The sequence below is a fragment of the Alkalibacillus haloalkaliphilus genome, assembly GCF_007991275.1.
Lineage (GTDB): Bacteria > Bacillota > Bacilli > Bacillales > Alkalibacillaceae > Alkalibacillus > Alkalibacillus haloalkaliphilus.
Window position 1 is genome coordinate 63,791 of the sequence record NZ_BJYA01000005.1, and the last position, 18,369, is coordinate 82,159.

The 18,369-nt window shown below is 39.4% G+C and carries 21 protein-coding genes; 12 read left to right on the top strand and 9 right to left on the bottom strand.

Features of this window, described 5'->3' with window-relative positions:
- Window positions 1-98: 98 nt before the first annotated feature.
- Together AHA02nite_RS06420 and AHA02nite_RS06425 are read left to right on the top strand one after the other, a co-directional pair.
- Window positions 99-509, top strand: a complete 411-nt coding sequence (locus AHA02nite_RS06420; RefSeq protein WP_146815526.1) for a hypothetical protein — start codon at window positions 99-101, stop codon at window positions 507-509.
- A 20-nt stretch (window positions 510-529) separates the two neighbouring features.
- Entirely contained in the window at window positions 530-934 is a 405-nt protein-coding gene (locus AHA02nite_RS06425; protein ID WP_146815528.1) for a hypothetical protein, read from the top strand.
- 29 nt (window positions 935-963) lie between these two features.
- Here AHA02nite_RS06425 and AHA02nite_RS06430 read toward each other — a convergent pair whose 3' ends face one another.
- Both AHA02nite_RS06430 and AHA02nite_RS06435 read right to left on the bottom strand, forming a co-directional pair.
- Complete coding sequence (locus AHA02nite_RS06430; protein ID WP_146815530.1) at window positions 964-1,344, bottom strand: hypothetical protein; 381 nt, start codon at window positions 1,342-1,344, stop codon at window positions 964-966.
- Window positions 1,345-1,357: 13 nt separating this feature from the next.
- Window positions 1,358-2,449, bottom strand: a complete 1,092-nt coding sequence (locus AHA02nite_RS06435) for an NAD(P)/FAD-dependent oxidoreductase (protein WP_146815532.1) — start codon at window positions 2,447-2,449, stop codon at window positions 1,358-1,360.
- 115 nt (window positions 2,450-2,564) lie between these two features.
- Here AHA02nite_RS06435 and AHA02nite_RS06440 point away from each other — a divergent pair, with 115 nt between their 5' ends.
- Both AHA02nite_RS06440 and AHA02nite_RS06445 read left to right on the top strand, forming a co-directional pair.
- Window positions 2,565-3,791, top strand: a complete 1,227-nt coding sequence (locus AHA02nite_RS06440) for an MFS transporter (RefSeq protein WP_146815534.1) — start codon at window positions 2,565-2,567, stop codon at window positions 3,789-3,791.
- Window positions 3,792-3,860: 69 nt separating this feature from the next.
- Window positions 3,861-4,202 (top strand): hypothetical protein, encoded by a 342-nt coding sequence (locus tag AHA02nite_RS06445; RefSeq protein ID WP_146815536.1) that lies wholly within the window; start codon window positions 3,861-3,863, stop codon window positions 4,200-4,202.
- A gap of 357 nt (window positions 4,203-4,559) precedes the next feature.
- On the opposite strand, the gene AHA02nite_RS06450 is transcribed toward AHA02nite_RS06445, so the two are convergent.
- The gene (locus AHA02nite_RS06450; protein WP_146815538.1) at window positions 4,560-5,501 is read right to left on the bottom strand and encodes a peptidoglycan recognition protein family protein; all 942 of its coding nucleotides are present in this window, start codon (window positions 5,499-5,501) and stop codon (window positions 4,560-4,562) included.
- Between the two features lie 353 nt (window positions 5,502-5,854).
- On the opposite strand from AHA02nite_RS06450, the gene AHA02nite_RS06455 reads away from it, so the two are divergent.
- Together AHA02nite_RS06455 and AHA02nite_RS06460 are read left to right on the top strand one after the other, a co-directional pair.
- Window positions 5,855-6,349 carry an NUDIX hydrolase gene (locus AHA02nite_RS06455; RefSeq protein WP_146815540.1) on the top strand — a complete coding sequence of 165 codons (495 nt, stop codon included), beginning with the start codon at window positions 5,855-5,857 and terminating at the stop codon, window positions 6,347-6,349.
- 10 nt (window positions 6,350-6,359) lie between these two features.
- Window positions 6,360-6,878 carry a GNAT family N-acetyltransferase gene (locus AHA02nite_RS06460; protein WP_146815542.1) on the top strand — a complete coding sequence of 173 codons (519 nt, stop codon included), beginning with the start codon at window positions 6,360-6,362 and terminating at the stop codon, window positions 6,876-6,878.
- A gap of 290 nt (window positions 6,879-7,168) precedes the next feature.
- Here the strand turns inward: AHA02nite_RS06460 and AHA02nite_RS06465 are convergent, their stop codons facing one another.
- The 5 genes from AHA02nite_RS06465 to AHA02nite_RS06485 form a co-directional block, all read right to left on the bottom strand.
- A complete protein-coding gene (locus tag AHA02nite_RS06465) occupies window positions 7,169-8,680 on the bottom strand; it encodes a flotillin family protein (protein ID WP_146815544.1) in 1,512 nt (503 codons plus the stop codon).
- Window positions 8,681-8,796: 116 nt separating this feature from the next.
- Window positions 8,797-9,150 carry a hypothetical protein gene (locus AHA02nite_RS06470; protein ID WP_146815546.1) on the bottom strand — a complete coding sequence of 118 codons (354 nt, stop codon included), beginning with the start codon at window positions 9,148-9,150 and terminating at the stop codon, window positions 8,797-8,799.
- Window positions 9,151-9,244: 94 nt separating this feature from the next.
- On the bottom strand, window positions 9,245-9,910 hold the full coding sequence (locus AHA02nite_RS06475) for a hypothetical protein (RefSeq protein ID WP_146815548.1): 666 nt from the start codon (window positions 9,908-9,910) through the stop codon (window positions 9,245-9,247).
- A gap of 87 nt (window positions 9,911-9,997) precedes the next feature.
- Window positions 9,998-10,981 carry a ring-cleaving dioxygenase gene (locus AHA02nite_RS06480; protein ID WP_146815550.1) on the bottom strand — a complete coding sequence of 328 codons (984 nt, stop codon included), beginning with the start codon at window positions 10,979-10,981 and terminating at the stop codon, window positions 9,998-10,000.
- Between the two features lie 167 nt (window positions 10,982-11,148).
- Window positions 11,149-12,141, bottom strand: coding sequence for an ABC transporter substrate-binding protein (locus AHA02nite_RS06485; RefSeq protein WP_146815552.1), 993 nt, complete (start codon window positions 12,139-12,141; stop codon window positions 11,149-11,151).
- A 198-nt stretch (window positions 12,142-12,339) separates the two neighbouring features.
- On the opposite strand from AHA02nite_RS06485, the gene AHA02nite_RS06490 reads away from it, so the two are divergent.
- The 6 genes from AHA02nite_RS06490 to AHA02nite_RS06515 all read left to right on the top strand — a co-directional run bounded on the left by AHA02nite_RS06490 (window position 12,340) and on the right by AHA02nite_RS06515 (window position 17,448).
- Entirely contained in the window at window positions 12,340-13,338 is a 999-nt protein-coding gene (locus AHA02nite_RS06490) for a FecCD family ABC transporter permease (RefSeq protein ID WP_146815554.1), read from the top strand.
- A complete protein-coding gene (locus tag AHA02nite_RS06495) occupies window positions 13,331-14,383 on the top strand; it encodes a FecCD family ABC transporter permease (RefSeq protein ID WP_146815556.1) in 1,053 nt (350 codons plus the stop codon). The genes AHA02nite_RS06490 and AHA02nite_RS06495 overlap by 8 nt, the downstream gene beginning before the upstream one ends.
- Window positions 14,384-14,416: 33 nt before the next feature.
- Window positions 14,417-15,256, top strand: a complete 840-nt coding sequence (locus AHA02nite_RS06500) for an ABC transporter ATP-binding protein (protein WP_146815558.1) — start codon at window positions 14,417-14,419, stop codon at window positions 15,254-15,256.
- On the top strand, window positions 15,222-16,049 hold the full coding sequence (locus tag AHA02nite_RS06505) for a (2Fe-2S)-binding protein (RefSeq protein WP_146815560.1): 828 nt from the start codon (window positions 15,222-15,224) through the stop codon (window positions 16,047-16,049). The genes AHA02nite_RS06500 and AHA02nite_RS06505 overlap by 35 nt, the downstream gene beginning before the upstream one ends.
- Window positions 16,050-16,222: 173 nt before the next feature.
- On the top strand, window positions 16,223-16,633 hold the full coding sequence (locus AHA02nite_RS06510; protein ID WP_170236003.1) for an RDD family protein: 411 nt from the start codon (window positions 16,223-16,225) through the stop codon (window positions 16,631-16,633).
- 65 nt (window positions 16,634-16,698) lie between these two features.
- Entirely contained in the window at window positions 16,699-17,448 is a 750-nt protein-coding gene (locus AHA02nite_RS06515) for a tryptophan-rich sensory protein (RefSeq protein ID WP_146815563.1), read from the top strand.
- A gap of 21 nt (window positions 17,449-17,469) precedes the next feature.
- On the opposite strand, the gene AHA02nite_RS06520 is transcribed toward AHA02nite_RS06515, so the two are convergent.
- Entirely contained in the window at window positions 17,470-18,327 is an 858-nt protein-coding gene (locus tag AHA02nite_RS06520; protein WP_146815565.1) for a hypothetical protein, read from the bottom strand.
- Window positions 18,328-18,369: the final 42 nt, after the last annotated feature.

Below are 18,369 nucleotides of genomic sequence, written 5' to 3' on the forward strand. Positions count from 1 at the left end.
GCGTTAATTTTTTAAAATTATTTTGTGACACGAATTTTATTACTGTCGACATTTTATGACAAACAATCTATGATAAGCTTGGTTTAAGGAGGATTCGTATGGAATTTTTAAACCGCTTTGTTACAGCAATTTTATCTGCATTTATTTTTTCATTTATCTTGGCTCTTCTGTTATTCGATCTAGGTGGTTTTTGGATTAGCTTTATAATTGTGATGGCTTATTCATTGGGGGTTTTTCTAATTGCAGGGGTCTCGTTTTCCTTCGTTGGCGATTATATTATGAACAAAATCGACTCTCAAAATAAATGGGTAAATTATATGTCAGGCTTTGTTGTGTACGTTATTGGAGGAATTATTGGCAATATCTTTTTCTTCATTGGTTTGTATCATGAAGGTTTTGCTGGCTATACGATCTCAATGATGATCTATGGCGTACTCGGAGCCCTCTTGTTTTATCACATGAGATATGTCGTGCGACTTTCGTTTCAGCGATTCGTTATTAGGGAATAGAATCTACGAGGGGGAATTGCATGGATTTATTAACGCGTTTCGTCACAGCTCTATTGTCAGCGGTCGTATTTTCGATTATTTTCTCATTTAGCCTTTTCAGCTTGAATGAATTTTGGCCTAGTTTATTTGTGCTCATGATGTATTCGACTTTACTTTTCATAACAGTAGGTATTGGCTTCTCATACTTAGGTGATTATATCTTGAATAAACTCCCACTCAAACAACAGTGGCTTTACTACATAATGGGAATCATCATTTATGCTGGTGGTGGTGTTTTAACTAACATTTACTTTTTAACGTCAACTTTTACTTACGGGTATTCTGACGATACTGAAGCTTTACTATACTTGGGCATTTTTGCAGCGTTGCTGTTTTATCATTTAAAATATGTTGTCCATTTTTCGTTTCAAAGATTAGACGTATAAAAGCACAGCTTCCGGAATGGAAGTTGTGCTTATTTTTTCATCCATAATTGAACATGGTAATAAATATTAGCTGCGACTGTGCCATATAATGCCATCCCCATGATTGCGTTTAACTCATCCTCTTGTCCAAATAAAACCATAACGACCACACTAACAATAGCACCTGCTAATGAATAGCTAAACACCCCTGCTATGTATCTTTGCCAACTTGTTCTCAGTTTCTTAATTGAACGGTCAATAAAGATTGAAATAGGGGTTCCAGCCATTAAATAAATCAAACCGGTAATGAGCAATGTAATAACAAAAAGTTGGAAAAAGATTGGACTGTCTGCTGGATGTGAAATAAAGGCTACTAAAACGTATATGAAGGCGATTATAAATGCAGATATGACTGCTGATAAAAATCTCACAAGTTTCTCCCCTTTAAATTTTATACAGATCTGGATTCAATGTTAAGTTCTCCCCTATTAGTTGCTTAGCGATTTCTGAACCTAAAAACGGTCCGCTCGTGATGCCTGAAGCGCCAAGGCCATTGGCGACATAAATGTGTGGTTGGTCCGGTAAAAAGCCAAAGACAGGCTGGTTTTGACTTACTTGGGGCCTGAATCCAACACGCGTTTCGATCATGTCTGCGCGCTCTAAACCAGGAGCAAATTTAAAAGCGACTTTTAAAATGTCGAACACGCTTTTTGCTTTAATGTTTGGATTAAAATCATCGTTTGTTTCATGTTCTGCACCAACGGCTATACGACCGCCATCAAAGCCGACGATATATTTGTTGTTCGGTAACATAACTACAGGCCATTTTCCTGTTTGTTCTTCTGGCATGCTTAAATAAACGATTTGCGTTTTTGTTGAGGTGACTGGAAATTCAACTCCGCATATCTGTAATAGTTGCTGTGCCCATGCTCCGTTTGTCACGATAATTTGTTCAGGGTGATACGTTTCGCCGCTAACGGTTACGCACTTTCCATCCGCTTCTAGCTGTGCATAGCCTTTGAGCACTTTTGCGCCGTAATGTTGAGCACCTTGCACGAGCGCTTGTCGTAAAATAGCACCATTAACACGACCACCGCCACCAATTTTGACCGCGCCCATTATGTCAGACATTACAGGGACGGCTTCAGAAACTTGTTCATCCGATAATTGTGTAACGTCACCGATCTCTGGTGCTTCTTCACGTCTAGCCTCGACATCTTCTACCATTTTTGCTAATTTGTCATCACTTTTATGTAAATGTAACGACCCGACTTGGGCGTAGCTCGTTTCAGTAATGCCAATTTCTTTAAGTTGGTCTATGATGTTAGGATAATAGGCTGCACCATGCTTAATGACGTCATATAGCGTTTCGTTTCTTTTTTGTGAAAGCCACGGACTAATAATACCAGCTGCCGCGCGCGTTGCTTCACCTTTATTTTCGTAGTCAACTAATGTAACATCACGCCCAGCTTTTGCTAAATGATAAGCAGTTGATGCCCCTAAAATGCCAGCACCAATTACGAGATATTGTGTCAAAATGATTCTCCTTTGATTAGATCGTCATGATTTTAGTGTAGCAGTTTGCACCCACTTCGAGAAGTGATTATGTTAAGATGAAACTATTCGAAACAGTCTAGAAAGGAACTTCTATATGAGTGAGATTCAAGATTACGGACGGCTTCGTGACAATAAGCCGTTTATTTTTGTTTGGCTGGCCGGAATTTGTGCGATGCTTGGCTTTTCGATGCTATTTTTAACAACGTCGTGGTATGTTATTGATGAATTAGAGCGTCCAGCATTAGTCGGGCTCGTGTTAGTGATGATTACGGTCCCGCGTGTTATTATGATGGTTTTCGGTGGGGTTGTTGCTGACAGGATCAAAAAGTCGAAGATCATGTTCACCACTAATTTACTGCAAACGTTACTAATTTCGACGATGGCTTATTTAGTAACACAAGATCAATTAGGTGTAGCTGCTTTAGTTATTATTACGTTTTTATTCGGATTTTTTGACGCGTTCTTTTATCCTGCTGTCACAGCACTTATTCCAATTTTAGTCGGGCGTGAAAATATACAACGAGCGAACTCGCTTTTCCACGGCTCGATTGAACTGATGTTTATGTTCGGTCCAGTTATTGCTGGTATTTTACTTACGGTATCAACCTTTGGTACGACGATGACTGTTGCAGCTATATTCGTTTCACTGTCAGTTATTTTTGTTCACCCGAGATTAATTCAAGACGAGAAGCCAAAACAAGAAACCGAGTTCAGCAAAATTAAAGATGATTTCGTGTTAGGAATGCGCTACATCAAACAGTCGCCAATTATTTCTTCAGGTATTATAACGATTAGTTTGGTTAACTTATTCGTAATCGGTCCTATTATTATTAGCTTTCCATTGATCGTTGATGTATTAGATGGAACAGCTTTTCATTTAAGTTTATTAGAAGTTGGTTTATCCGTCGGGACGTTTACTGGTAGCATTATCGTTTATAAAATTTCAGCTCATAAACGACGCGGTCGAATAATTGTATTAACGCTGATTGCGACGATGGTAGGCTTTTTCGTTTACAGTCGTATGGAGATATTGCCAGCGTTAATGGTACTAGCCGCTGTTGTTGGATTCGCTGCAATGATTGTTTATTTACAAATGTTAACGGTTATTCAAGAACATACGCCACATGATCGCCAAGGTCGCGTGATGAGTATTGCCACTGTTGCATCAGAAGGTTTTGCACCTGTTGCCTTTGCAGTTGTTTCCTTATTTGTCGGTATTGGTTTAACAATTCATGACGTGTTAGCTTGGACTGCGGCAATTGGTATAATATGTAGTATTTGGCTAGCGTTCAAAGCAAAAGCGCTCATGCAAGCACAATAATACACGCCAGTTTTTACAGAACATAGACCTCCTCATTCAGCAGAAACTAAGTGATGAGGAGGTCAGCTTATGGATTACATGAAAGGCTATCGCCTTGAGCCGAATGAAACTGGCTTTACGATTATTTTCTATCTCGATGAACATTTCAATGAATTTTCAGATGAACTTGATGCGATTAGACTTCCCTCAAAGCGAAAATATAAAAACTTTAAACAATATGTCATCGACAACTTCTCACATGTCAATGTAACGAAAGTAAAAGTAATGCTCGGGCCTGCACTTGTTATGTCCTTTGCATTAGGAGCTGATCACGGCTCAACAGAAGCTGCCTCTCAACAACAAGCTGCTCATAGTCACTTTCATGAAGTTAAAAATGGTGATTTAGAAATAGCTATGGATCATATTCATTAAGTTGATAAGATCGAAGGCGAGCGCGGACTTTTGAGCGTTCGTCTTTTTTGTTTTGGGAAAGTGGTGATGGTTATTGTCGGATGAGTAGGTGTTAATGTCGGACGGAGATCTTTTATTGTCGGACAAAACTCCTTATTGTCGGATGAGCGGGCATTAATGTCGGACGAAATGGGATTAATGTCGGACGAGCGGTTATAATTGTCGGACAACGCGGGATTAGTGTCGGACGAACACACTTTAATGTCGGACAACGCAAACGAAAAACCCCCTCACTACCGCTCGTGAGGAGGTTACATTGGAATAGGAGATTGCTTTTGCACCATCATGACTCTTACCGCCTAGAGTCAAACCACCAAATTACCCACGCATTACTTCTTCTAGTTTTGCTTTCGTGTTAGGCCCGTATATGCCGTCGACTTCATTAGGGATATGAACCTTTTGAAAACGTCGCACCGCGTCTTCAGTTTTTGGTCCATAAATGCCATCAATTGCTCCAGGCCTAAATCTTACGCTGTCCAATGCTTCCTGAATTTTTCTTACTGCTTCGCCACGGCTACCACGCCTGTAAATACCGCTTGGAAGTTCAACACGATCTTCATTCATCGCCGATTCTAACGCCTGACGCGTTTCAGGTCCTACAATACCGTCAACCTGTATGCCCGCATTTCGTTGGAATGAACGCACAGCCGATTCTGTTTCGTCACCAAAAATTCCATCAGCGCCATACCTCGGCAACCTTTCACCTACTTCAAGTAAATCTTGCTGTAACTGCTCGACTTTACTGCCTGAATCACCATTTCTAAGGAGATTGTTATTAGAGCCTGAGGAGTCAGTACCTCCGCTAGATCCAGAACTGCCGTTTTCTAATCTCGAACGGACGCGGTCCATATCAACACCTGGACAACCACTACGTACACCTGTGAATTCATTGTGTCCTAAAACTTTATTTACTTTTAAACCGAACCGTCTCATATTATAACGCGCTCGCTCTTCCCACACACGCTCCTGTTCGTCAGTGAAACTGCCGTTACCGACTAAACAAATATGATACGTTGTTCGATTATGGTTCGCGATTCCATTGACAATGACATCTTCGTCATAACACAACTGAACAGTACCGTCACGAAGAATGATTTCGTGATAACCACCTGTCTGCCATCCACGACTTTTCCAATGTCTTTCAAATGACCAAACATCGCCACCTTCAGTTGCACTATGATGTCTTGCAATTTGTTTCACGGTATTACGTCTACGGTTGCCACCCATTGTTTGACCGCGCAAATCTTCAATGTTTGCCACAATACCCCTCCTTACATTAAAGCCCCATAAGAGCTATTTTGCCATTTATACCCATATCCAAACTTGGTCGCTTGATATAATGTATGCTCTCATTACTATTAAATTCAACCAGTACCAAACCTGTCTCAACTAATGCCATCTAAATTAATAATTGTGCTTTATCCTATTTATTTAGACCTTTACTTTTATATTCCCTCCACCCCTGTGAATTTTTTGTTGGCAACTTCAATATTAGAATCGTAAAGGGACGAAGTAAGGTGTTAAATTTTTAAAAAACTCATTTTTTAAAAGTATACTTTGGTTTAAAATGGAAATGGAAGGAATCTAAAATTCATTTCAGTGGAGGTTACGCCATGATTTCAACTTATGTTAATTGGGGAAAAGCCCGCGTTAAGTTAAGTTGGCAAGCTAGTGAGGAACTACCGGAGCGCGATTTGATTACAAGCGTGCACGGTTTTTGTTTTGATCAACATGGGCAATTGCTAATGGTCGATTTAAACGATCGCGGCTGGGACTTTCCAGGCGGGCACATCGAAGCAGATGAAACGCCAATCCAATGTTTTAAACGTGAAGCTTATGAAGAAGGATACGTCAGTGGTGCATGTCAGCTGCTTGGTGCCATTGCAGTTGATCATCACGACAATCCAAACTTTGATCCAAACGGTAAATACCCAATCGTTGGCTATCAAGTTTTTTACCGAATGACTATTGAAAAAATTCATCCTTTTGAGGCTGATTATGAAGCTAGCAGGCGAACATTTATTGATCATCATGATGTTGCAGATTATTATCCAAAATGGAGTGAGTTGTATCAAGCTGTGATGGATGAGGCTTTGAAAGTTAAGTGAGGTATGAATGATGAAAATCTATTTACGTGAATTACAAAAAGAAGATATGGTATCTGTTCATCAATCAACTCTCGATGCGGACATTCGTTATTTAACTGGCACAACTAGACATTTCACATTAGAACAATTATACAATCATTTTGAGCGTATAAAAGATGATGATACGCGATATGATTTTGCGATTTGCTTAAGTGCAGATGAGCAAATAATAGGAGACTTAGCCATTCTAGATATTGAAAAAGTCCACCAAAAAGCAGGATTTCGCATTGCGTTACATAAGCCAGAATATTTTGGGAAAGGGTTCGGAACACAAGCTGTAAAACTCGCTTTACAGTATGCTTTCGAAACATTAAAACTTAATCGACTACAACTTGAAGTTTACTCCCATAACCCACGTGCAATCCAAACATATGAAAAAGTCGGGTTCACTCAAGAAGGCATATTGCGACAAGCGATATACTATGACGGTGAATACTACGATGAAATAGTGATGGGAATGCTCAAGGAGGAATATGATTTGTTAAAGTGAAGTAGCGGTGACTTGCTGAGGTCACCGCTGTTTTATTCGGTAATTATCTTGGTCTATTCGGTATTAACCTCTGTCTATTCGGTAATTATTCGCTCTATTCGGTATTAGCTACGGCCTATTCGGTAATTATTCGCTCTATTCGGTATTAACCACACACTATTCGGTAATTATTCGCTCTATTCGGTATTAACCACACCCTATTCGGTAATTAATCGCTCTATTCGGTATTAACTCCACCCTATTCGGTAATTATCCGCTCTATTCGGTATTAACCACCCGCCATACGGCAATTATCCCTCATCACCCACCTGCTCACCTTGCTCTTCACCATCATCACGCGCTTCTTCCGCCCGGACGACTGTATGTGTATTGCCGCGGTTTACTAGATCGGTTAAAAGTTGATTGACATCAAGGCCTGTCAATTCTTTTAACGGCTCTTGGATTTGGGTCATAGTGTTGGTAATGGATTGTCCGTAAGTTGAAACACCACCTTGGCCACCGCCGCCAGTATCGATGACTTTGACTGACTCTATGTTGGATAGTGGTTTGGCGATTTCTTTTGCGTATTCTGGCAGCATCTCGATTAGCTTTTCAACGATCACGACTTCACCATGCTTAGAAATCGCTTCAGCGAGTAACCGTTTCGACTCTGCTTCGGCTTCACCTTTTTTGCGAATGACTTCTGCTTCTGACAAACCTGCTTCGCGTTTAATTTTTGCTCGAGTTTCCCCGTCGATTTGAGCTTTCTTCGCTTCGGCTTCTGCTTGTTTTGTCACTTCGTAGTATTCAGCGTCGGCCTTGGCTTGACGGACTTTCGCTTCTTCATGTTCCAACTGCACGAGACGTTCGCGCTCCATATGTTGTAAACGCAAATGTTCTTCTTTCTTTTGCGCATGGACTTTCAATTCTTGTTCTTGCACTTCTTTATCAAGGCGTGCTTTTTCCAACTGATAAGACTGCTCGGACTTCGCGCGTGCTCGTTCGGTTTCTTCTTTTATTGAGGCGTCATTTAGATCTTTTTCCTTCTTCGATTCAGCAATTTCAATTTGACGTTCAAATTCTTGCTCTTTAGCTTCTTGGTCGTTGTTAGCACGGTGGATGCGCGTTTCTTTATCCGCATCAGACTCAGCCAACTCAGCTTTTTTACGGATTTGAGCGATTCGAGGTTTACCTAAGTTTTCTAAGTATCCATTTTCCGGGTCGGCATCGCGTAGGTCTTGTAAGCCGAGTGATGTAATTTTAAAGCCCATCTCATCTAACTGACGTTGGGCAACTTTAGTTACTTGTTTATTAAACTCTTCACGATCTTCGTTAATTCCTTCGACCGTCATTTTAGATAAAATCGCGCGCAAATTCGCATTCAACACTTCTGAAATCTCTGCTTGAATTTCTTTCGGCTTTTTCCCTAAAAATTGCTCGGCATAAATCGCAATTCCACGTAGAGTATCTGCGACTTTCACCATTGCAACAGCATCGGCGATAATTGGCACACCGCCATTGGTGTAAACGCGTGGTGTTGTAATTTTCAGTTGGAACGCTGTCAAATCAACTGGTGTCGCCGTCTGGTGCATTTTTAATAAATGTCCACCACCACGGATGATTTTCATCGATCGCCCTTCTTCATCGGTGAAAATATTCGTCTCCTTTTCTGGATTACCTAAGCGAGGACCAGCAATAATAAGCGCTTCATTCGACTTCGCTGTACGGTAGCGGAACTTCATCCAAACCCACCATAACAAACCAACGATCGCCGCTACGATTAATAGCGGTATCAAAAACAGTAAAAACCCGATCAACTCCATTGAACCCCTCCCATATTTCCAATAAAATACACTCACTTCACCTTATTAGATTCGAGGGAAATTATGCTCGTCAAATTTTGAAACAGAAAAAAACAACGACCAACTCGGCCGCTGTTTTAGCGCATGCGTACTTTTGCTTTCTCCCATTCTCTTAACACAGGGTGCATAAGTTCAATGAGCGCATGTAAAGGGAATAACTTTATAGCTTGTCCGTACAATCTTTTTCCACCAATTAAAAGGCCAGTTGCAATTGGCTCCATTTTCACTCGCATACTAGGCCACGTTCTCGATGCCCATTCACTTACGTTAAAAGAACTAGACCTTTCGCCTATGTAAGCGAACACTCGAAATAGGACTGGTACGAGCATCGAAGTTGGCACCATTTTACGCAAACGGCTTCTGCCTAGTAGTGATACGACAAGCCAAATCCCTGCCATAATTAAAATAAGTTTAACTATTGACTGATTCATTCCATCATCTCCTCGCACTATAATTTTTCCCTTAATGGTGAGGAGTATGTATTAAAATGGTGGGAGTTATGGTTGCAGTGGCCTCCTACTGCCTTCACCTCCTCCTATCATACTGATCCTGAAACGCTTTAGTCGTCGTTAATGAAAACATTAAAACAAGCTCTAAAAAGTTATCATAGACACCTGTCTCGACTGGTGGTGGCGCGGCCATGCCTGCTGTCATGAAAAAGACGCCTGTGAAGTACCAAATCCAATTTTGCAAGCGGCCGACATAAATGGATGCTAGAAGCAACGCAACCGTCACGATCATGACCATTAGTGGCATACCTGATTCGCTTCCGACTTTCGTATATGCTAACACACCGTTATGCACGTATGGCTCTAACGTCAGCCCCCATACTTCACTAACGATTTCATAAATGATTAAAAATAACGTCAAACCTAACACAAACCATGTGACAGAGCGCCACTTCGCCCATTTTACACCAGCTCGCTTAATCGTATCCCAAGCATAAAGCAATAATAGTGGAGTTATTAATGCATGAAGCCAAAAACGAATTTCATTATAAAATTCTAGCCGAGCACCCTCTCCAAAAAACTTGCCAAACGCTAACATAGCATTGTCGTAAATAAGTGCTAAAAGTACAAGAATAATCACATTAGACACAACGAACCAACCGTTACGGTAGGCTAATCCAATCGCAACAATGAACAAACATATATGAAAAATCATAATTAAGAAGAATAAAATCATATCCATAAACATTTCCCCTTTTTAATGTCCATTATCATTGTTGCCAAATTTCCATAAAAAAAGACCAACTCGAAATGAATTGGTCTTTAAAAGTTATTCGTATTCTTTTTCAAATGTTTTCGTGCTTCGAACCGTATCGATGTGGCGGACTTTTTGTTCGATTTGTTCGCGCTGGTTTTCTAAAAATGGTGGTAGGGCGAGATTTTCACCGAGTGTTTCGTATGGTTCATCACCCATAAAGCCTGGACCGTCTGTTGCCAGTTCGAATAAAATCTGTGGAGCAACGCGTGCGTATAATGATTGGAAATAGAATCGATCGACGACCCCTGAATTCGGTAAGTTAATATTCGAATACCAGTCTACCCATTTCTTCAACTCATCTTCATCAGCAACACGGAACGCTGCGTGGTGAACCGTTCCATAACCTTGGCGCGCTTGCGGTAAAGAGTTGTTATGCTCAATAATCACTTGTGCGCCATTTCCACCTTCACCGACTTCAAAAAGATAAAGTGAATCGTTTTGGTCAACTTCATTAAACACGTAAACACGTTCTAAAATCATTTTCAAACGATTGAATTCAGATACACGAATGTGTAACGGACCTAAACCAGTAATCGCGTACTCCAATGGAATTGGCCCATCTTGCCACGGTGTTCCTGATGCGACACCTTCGTCATGTTCATCAGAAACAAGTTGGTATTTTTGATCATCAAAATCAACAAACGGCAATACTTTTTTCCCGAACAAGTCTTGAATACCTTCATGCTTCACATCTAAACGGTCGAATCGCTTCACCCAGTAGTCAAGCGCTGCATCACTCGGTACGCGAAAACCTGTTCTAAAGATCTCATCTGTTCCGTGACTACCTTTAGGAATGCCTGGAAAGTCAAAGAACGTCATGTCTGTTCCTGCACTGCCTTTGTCATCTGCGAAAAATAAATGGTACGTCTGAATGTCATCTTGGTTAACTGTCTTTTTGACTAAACGCATGCCTAGTACATACGTGAAAAATTCATAATTCTTCTCTGCACTGCTCGTAATGGCAGTAATGTGGTGTAAACCTTTTAACCCTTCCATTGAACAACCTCCAACCTAAAAATTATCTTGAATTCAAAGTAATTATAACAGATTTGATGAAAATGTGCTCGCCATCTGCTTGGATATTATAAACAAAAAAACGCTGGCCTACCACTTGACCAGCGTTTTCTATCTATTTACTAAAGGGGGGTAAAGCAAATAGTCAATTATTCGGTTAACAATTTATCTTCTATATCATCTAACATTAAGTTTGCAGCTTTGACACCACCTGCTGTATTCCAAATCGTGTCATTCACTTTATAAGCGTTGCCTTGCTGTACAGCTTCTAAGTTGTTCCATAATGCGTCTTCAGTCCACTCTTCTTCAACACCTGAACCTTCTCCATCACCCGTTTCATAGGTGAAGTAGAAAATGACATCACCTTCCATTTCATCGATCCGCTCTTTCGTCACACCCGTTGCAGCAAAATCATCTACATCTTGTGATTCTGGGCGAGCCAATCCAATTTCATCTAGAATAATTCCTGGGAATGAATCTTTATAGTAAATACGAACGTCACCTGACATAAAACGGATTAATGATACTTCCGTGTCTAAACGATTATCTAATGAGTCACTTAAACCATCTATACGCTCTTGATAATTGTCCAATACTTCTTGACCTTCTTCTTCCTTATTCACTGCTTCTGCGATTAATTCAAAGTTAATTTTCCAATCACCGCGTAACGTTTCTTCAAACACTGTCGGTGCTATTGCTGATAATGCTTCATAGTGTTCTTCTTGACGCATTTTATTGCCTAAGATTAAGTCTGGTTCAAGCTCAGCAATACTTTCTAATGAAATATCGTTTTCTAAACCAACCACATTCACATCTTCCATATCATCTGCAATATGGTCATACCAAGGGTCACCTACCCAAGATTGGACAGCACCAGTTGGTGTAATATCTAATGATAATAACGCTTCTGTTCCGTGATTTGTTAACACAACGATATTTTCTGGTGTACCTTCAATTTCGGTTGTGCCCATAGCGTGTTCCACTTCGTAAGTTTCAGCGCTTTCTTCTGTATCTGTTGTTTCCTCTGTACCTTCATTTGTGTCGCCGTTCTCCTCTACTGGTTCACTATTTTCTGAACCACAAGCTGCTAAGAACAAGACAAGCCCTAAAATGCTTAAAAATAATAACGTTCTTTTAAACATTATGTAACCTCCTAGTTAGTTTAATTGAAAATGATTATCATTTACAAAACTTATAATACGACCCTTCAATTTAAAAGTCAATACTATCTGACAAAATAGTTGAGAATGATTATCAAAGTTTAATTGACAATCGTTCTCAATCACCTTATCATTTATATAGGAAATAAAAAAGTTGCAACGTTGAAAGGTCATTCATTTATGTTAAAACATCATACATTCAAAATAAGTGGCATTTTTCTAGGAATCATCATTGTCGTCTTACTTATGTGGTCAAGTGTAGTTTTTGGCTTAACGAAAGTCTCAACACAAGACGTTATTAATTCTCTTTTCCATTTTGATGGTTCAAATCAACATATTATTATTCAAGATACAAGAATTCCAAGAGCTTTAATTGCTGCAGCTGCTGGTGCAAGCTTAGCGATTGCTGGGGCTGTGATGCAAGGACTAACACATAATCCACTAGCTTCACCAAGTATTTTCGGGATCAATGCTGGGGCAAGTTTTTTTGTCGTGCTAGGGGTTACCTTTTTTGGAGTCACTTCACTTGAAGGGTTTACATGGTTGGCATTTACAGGTGCTGCTATTGCTGCCATCATCGTTTACGTAATTGGTTCTATGGGACGTGATGGCTTAACACCGATCAAAATCACTCTAGCAGGAGCTGCCATGGCGGCTTTATTTTCATCTTTAACACAAGGAATGCTAACTTTAAATGAACGCTCCCTAGACCAAGTACTGTTTTGGCTTGCTGGGTCTATTCAAGGGCGGGATCTTGATTTATTAATTGGATTACTCCCATATCTTCTTGTCGGTTGGCTATTGTCCCTTTTAATCGGTAAACATATGAATGTGCTAGCGATGGGTGAAGACGTAGCAAAAGGGCTTGGTCAACGCACAATATTGATTAAAATATTCGGCGCTTTAACTGTCGTGTTACTTGCTGGTGGCACAGTTGCCATAGCTGGACCAATTGGGTTTATTGGCATCGTCATTCCGCATATCGCAAGGTGGTTTGTCGGAATCGATTATCGCTGGGTTATTCCTTATAGCGGCTTACTTGGCGCAATGCTTTTACTCATGGCAGACATTGGGGCTCGTTATGTCATTGCCCCACAAGAAGCACCAGTTGGAGTCTTAACAGCTTTAATCGGCGTTCCCTTCTTCATCTATATTGCAAGGAGGGGCATAAATGAATAAATATATACCTTTTCGTTTTTATAAAATATCATTTTTAATTGATAAAAGATCTCTTATAACAATTACAAGCTTAACGCTTATATCGATCGTTTTAATGATTGTTAGCCTTGGCATAGGACAAATGCAAATTTCACCGATAGAAGTTGTGAAAGCTTTATTTAACTCAAGTGGTGATATGGAAAATCTCGTCGTTCAATCATTTCGAATGCCACGCATTCTGCTTGCAGTACTAGCTGGAGCGGCGTTAGCATTATCTGGTGCAATCTTACAAGGTATTATTCGAAATCCGCTAGCATCACCCGATATTATTGGTATAACGGGTGGAGCCGCTTTAACAACTGTCATCTTTTTAGCAGTTTTTAGTGATCGAAGTAATACTTTAACGTTAAGCATTCACTGGCTACCACTTGCATCTTTTATTGGTGCTATTGCTTTAGGGTTTATCGTTTATTTTCTGTCTTGGAAAAATGGCGGAATCACACCAATTCGACTAGTTTTAATTGGTGTAGGCATTGCAATGGCGGTTCAAGCGGTTACGACGATGATTATGATATTAGGTCCTATATACACAGCTTCGCGAGCTAATATTTGGCTAACAGGAAGTTTGAATGGAACTAACTGGAATGAAATAATTTCTATAACGCCTTGGATTTTAGGAATGATCTTCATTCTATTTATTTATGCCAGACGTTTAAATATTCAAGAGCTTGGGCAAGACTTATCGATTAATGCTGGCGGGTTTGTTCAAAAAGATCGCTTCACGCTACTCCTATTAAGCTCTGCTTTAGCTGGTGGGGCGGTCGCATTTGCTGGTGGTATTGGGTTTGTTGGTCTTATGGCTCCCCATATCGCTAGAAGACTTGTCGGGTCAGCTTTCGGCTCCTTACTTCCTGCATCAGCTTTAATCGGTGGCATCATCGTCTTAATTGCTGATTTAATCGCACGAACGGTTTTCATGCCACTGGAGGTGCCTGCTGGTGTTTTCACTTCAGCAATCGGTGCACCTTATTTCATTTATTTGCTTTATCGCAGTCGTAATCAATAACTGACTGCCCTTTAGATAAAGGAGGACAATTATATGGACGCGATCACAACTAACACGTTAACACTTGGTTATGGTGATGAAGATATAATAAAAGAATTGGATTTACACATTCCTAAAGGTGAAATAACGGTTTTCATTGGTAGTAATGGTTGTGGTAAATCCACTTTATTAAAATCACTCGCACGACTATTAAAACCGAAAGAAGGATCGATCGTTTTAAACGGTCATGACATCGCTCATACATCAACGAAAAAAATCGCTAAAGACCTAGCGATATTACCACAATCACCCGTCGCACCTGAAGGGTTAACCGTTTTACAACTTGTGAAACAAGGGCGTTACCCTTACCAAAACTGGTTTAAACAATGGACAGAAGAAGATGAAGAAGCTGTCAATTACGCCATTAGAGTGACAGGCACTGAAGAGTTAGTTGAACGTAAAGTTGATTCGTTATCTGGTGGACAACGTCAACGTGCATGGATCGCGATGACATTAGCACAAGATACAGATACGATTCTTTTAGATGAACCAACAACCTATTTAGATATGACACACCAAATTGAAATACTAGATCTACTACATGATTTAAACGAACAAGAGAATCGTACCATTATCATGGTTTTACACGATTTAAACCTTGCGTGCCGTTACGCTGATCACATCGTAGCCATTCATGATAAAAAAGTCTTTCAACAAGGTGATCCAGATACGATTATTACACCACAACTCATTCATTCTGTGTTCGGTTTGCAATGTCAAGTGACGTGTGATCCTATTTGTGGTTCACCATTATGCATCCCATATAGTAAAGGTCGTCATATGAAAGGTGTTAATAAAGATGAGACAACAGTTAACAAACAACCAATTAAATGATTTAGTTGAAAATTTTCGTATAGAAGCTGATCAGAACCCTAACATGTTTTCTCTGTCAAAGCTTCGTGATGAGCAGTTTTTGTGTGAAGTGTTGGAAGAAGCTAAAGTAGATTTTGATACAGACAATTTATTTATCGCAGCTTCACAATTTATTAAACGAATTGGCTTTTTAATTGTCGTCCCACCACTTTATAATTTAACAAAACATAATCATTGGTTATCGGCTAACTGGTCTAATCAATATATTGTTCCTCGTGTAAAAAATAGCAAATGGGTTCCTAGTCTTTATTTAGATGATCTTGCTGTAATATCAATTGACGAAACGTCCGAAACATCGCGTCATAAGTTATTACCACAGTATTTAGAGCAATTGTTTGGTGACATAGCTGCCTTAATCGGATTCGTCTCATCTATTTCACGTGTCCCAAAGCCGATTTTGTGGGAAAACATTGCAGTCTATATCTATTGGTTATATGAAGTGAAATTAAGCGAAGAAACAGATGAAGAAATCATGGCACGCGTCCACCATGATTTCCACTTCTTAATATATGAATTAGAAGCAGAACAATTTCAGGAATCTTTCCAGCCTCTTAAACGTTTCCACGGAATCAAGCGGCTAGTGTCCCTTGATGCTGAACCCGTTCGAATCAGACGGACATGCTGCTTCTATTATGAAGTCAATGAAAGCCGTAACTGTTGTGGTAACTGTCCTAAATCAGAATTGAATAAAGCGGCTTGTCGTGCAACAAAAGATTCTTTATATGAGCGAGACATGATCAGGCAAAAAGGGTGAATAGCTTAGAGCTATTTGCCCTTTTTTTGAGAATTCGAGTTAGTTCACTGTTGAGAAACTGCTTTAGTTATGTTTGATTCAATGCTTTTCTTGCTATAAAACTTCATCCATTCAGTTTCCAATATTATGATAAAATATAAAGATAATCTTAGACTGTAAAAGGGTGATTGATCTTGATCAGTGTATCAGATAGCCCCATTGGAATAATCGAACGTAGTTTTGCATTATTAATTGACTGGGGAATACTTATTTTCGTATCGATTATGGCTTATATAATCTTTGATAATCATGTATTTATAAACTTACAAGTAATAGCCATTGCTTATTTCACTTTTACCCCATTATTATGGAGTGGATATACAATTGGCAAACGAGTGCTAGCGATTAGAATTGCTCGAGTTAATAATAGTAAGTTAACATTTCCTACAATGTTTTTACGTGAAGTAACTGGTGTTTTTTTATATCAATTAACACTTGGTCTTTTAACAATTGTCAGTATTTACCTCGTAACTACACGTGATGATAAACGTTCAGTTCACGACTTGATTGCAGGAACGTTTGTGACTAGTCACCATCCAGATTAAAAAAAACATAACCTCGTCCACTTCTGCATATAGTTTACCACTATGGTTTTAAGGAGTTGACGGGGATGAAACAGACGACGTGGTTAGCGATCGCTAATGCTGTTGTGCTCGGTTTGACAATTTTTATGAATTATTTAGCAAATGCGTTACCGTTAAACAATCAAACGACTGGAGAAATTTCGGACAGGCTTAATATTTTATTTACACCCGCAGATTATGCTTTTTCAATTTGGGGATTGATTTATTTGTTATTAATTATTTGGGTCGTTATGTTATTTGTAAGCCCGCAAGGACCGAAAGTGACAAACGAAATCGGACTTTGGTTTATTATTAGCTGTGTTTTAAATGTCAGTTGGTTATTTTTCTTCCATTATGAATACTTCTTCTTATCACTCATTGTTATGTTGATGTTATTTTACAGCCTTCTCATTATTTACCGCCGACTAAAATCAGATTCATTCTGGTTATTGTGGCGTGTTCCATTTTCGATTTATTTAGCTTGGATCTCAGTGGCGACGATCATTAATATTGCTGTTGTGTTTAATTCGCATCACCTGCACCTATTGTTCACACCTGAAGCTTGGACAGTGTTATTTATTTGGTTGTCGACTGTTTGGGCTATTTGGTTTATGTATCAAAATACTGATCTAATTTATCCGATGGTATTTATTTGGGCACTTGTAGGGATTGCGATGAACCGCCCTGATTTACCTGAAATTGAATATAGCGCATGGGCGATGGCAGCTGTGTTATCAATAGTCCTCCTCTATCATTTAATTCCAATGATAAAAGACTTATATAAAATAAAGAAATAAGCGCTAGGATTCCTAGCGCTTCTACATTTGATTCAACACATCAGGCCGGTCGACACCTGTACGTAAATTAATTGCACGGTCGTGTGGGCCGAAATTAATAACTAAATACGGGTCACCTTCATGCTCGAATTCATCTACAAGCGTTCCTTCATAACGCTCTAACGTTCCAACATTAACATACGCATGCTTTAAATCATCAAATGTTAAATTTAACGACTCATCAAGACGTTCCATTTCATAACCATTAAACTTCCAGCGACCTTCTTTTACAAACGACACTTCATATTCAGTCGTTTCTCTATAGGCAACATCACCTAGTTGAATAAAGTTTAATGTAAAAGCATCACTCTCATATTCGACATTCAATAATATGTTTAGATCAGCCGGCTGCAATACCGCTAACGTATACTGATATATGAAAAATTCTTTTAAATAAAGCTCAGTCCATTTATTTAAAGCAGATTGTGAAATAGTTGACTCAAGTGCTTCTTGAACGATGGCTAAAGCTTGTTCATACTGTTCGGATCCTTCTTCTAACTGAAACCATTCTGTATAATAAGTTTCTTGCACTTCTTCCATCGTTTCAATATTGTCTTGAAGTACTTGTTTTGCAATTTGATCCGCCTCATCAATCGTTAGCTCATCACTTTGCTCATTTGGTAAGTCAATTTCAATACTTTCTTCTTCATTAGCTTGTTCACGATCTTCTTCAAATGCATCAGAAACAACAGATTCATGCTGGACATCATCAAGAATAATATACCCCTTGTGATCTTGTTCTCCTTGTAAATCAAGGTGCTTTGTAGCGCTTTTTATTTCACTTTGTTGACATCCGACTAAAACGATAACTAGTATTACGATAACCCACGTTTGCTTCATTTCTACCGCACCCTTTATACCAATTATTTCAATTTAATTATA

What these genes read in the sequence shown, in the direction of transcription:
- AHA02nite_RS06420 (WP_146815526.1), top strand. Translation starts at nt 99, where the DNA reads ATGGAATTTTTAAACCGCTTTGTTACAGCAATTTTATCTGCATTTATT.
- AHA02nite_RS06425 (WP_146815528.1), top strand. Translation starts at nt 530, where the DNA reads ATGGATTTATTAACGCGTTTCGTCACAGCTCTATTGTCAGCGGTCGTA.
- AHA02nite_RS06440 (WP_146815534.1), top strand. Translation starts at nt 2,565, where the DNA reads ATGAGTGAGATTCAAGATTACGGACGGCTTCGTGACAATAAGCCGTTT.
- AHA02nite_RS06445 (WP_146815536.1), top strand. Translation starts at nt 3,861, where the DNA reads ATGGATTACATGAAAGGCTATCGCCTTGAGCCGAATGAAACTGGCTTT.
- AHA02nite_RS06455 (WP_146815540.1), top strand. Translation starts at nt 5,855, where the DNA reads ATGATTTCAACTTATGTTAATTGGGGAAAAGCCCGCGTTAAGTTAAGT.
- AHA02nite_RS06460 (WP_146815542.1), top strand. Translation starts at nt 6,360, where the DNA reads ATGAAAATCTATTTACGTGAATTACAAAAAGAAGATATGGTATCTGTT.
- AHA02nite_RS06465 (WP_146815544.1), bottom strand. Translation starts at nt 8,680, where the DNA reads ATGGAGTTGATCGGGTTTTTACTGTTTTTGATACCGCTATTAATCGTA.
- AHA02nite_RS06470 (WP_146815546.1), bottom strand. Translation starts at nt 9,150, where the DNA reads ATGAATCAGTCAATAGTTAAACTTATTTTAATTATGGCAGGGATTTGG.
- AHA02nite_RS06475 (WP_146815548.1), bottom strand. Translation starts at nt 9,910, where the DNA reads ATGGATATGATTTTATTCTTCTTAATTATGATTTTTCATATATGTTTG.
- AHA02nite_RS06480 (WP_146815550.1), bottom strand. Translation starts at nt 10,981, where the DNA reads ATGGAAGGGTTAAAAGGTTTACACCACATTACTGCCATTACGAGCAGT.
- AHA02nite_RS06485 (WP_146815552.1), bottom strand. Translation starts at nt 12,141, where the DNA reads ATGTTTAAAAGAACGTTATTATTTTTAAGCATTTTAGGGCTTGTCTTG.
- AHA02nite_RS06490 (WP_146815554.1), top strand. Translation starts at nt 12,340, where the DNA reads ATGTTAAAACATCATACATTCAAAATAAGTGGCATTTTTCTAGGAATC.
- AHA02nite_RS06495 (WP_146815556.1), top strand. Translation starts at nt 13,331, where the DNA reads ATGAATAAATATATACCTTTTCGTTTTTATAAAATATCATTTTTAATT.
- AHA02nite_RS06500 (WP_146815558.1), top strand. Translation starts at nt 14,417, where the DNA reads ATGGACGCGATCACAACTAACACGTTAACACTTGGTTATGGTGATGAA.
- AHA02nite_RS06505 (WP_146815560.1), top strand. Translation starts at nt 15,222, where the DNA reads ATGAGACAACAGTTAACAAACAACCAATTAAATGATTTAGTTGAAAAT.
- AHA02nite_RS06515 (WP_146815563.1), top strand. Translation starts at nt 16,699, where the DNA reads ATGAAACAGACGACGTGGTTAGCGATCGCTAATGCTGTTGTGCTCGGT.
- AHA02nite_RS06520 (WP_146815565.1), bottom strand. Translation starts at nt 18,327, where the DNA reads ATGAAGCAAACGTGGGTTATCGTAATACTAGTTATCGTTTTAGTCGGA.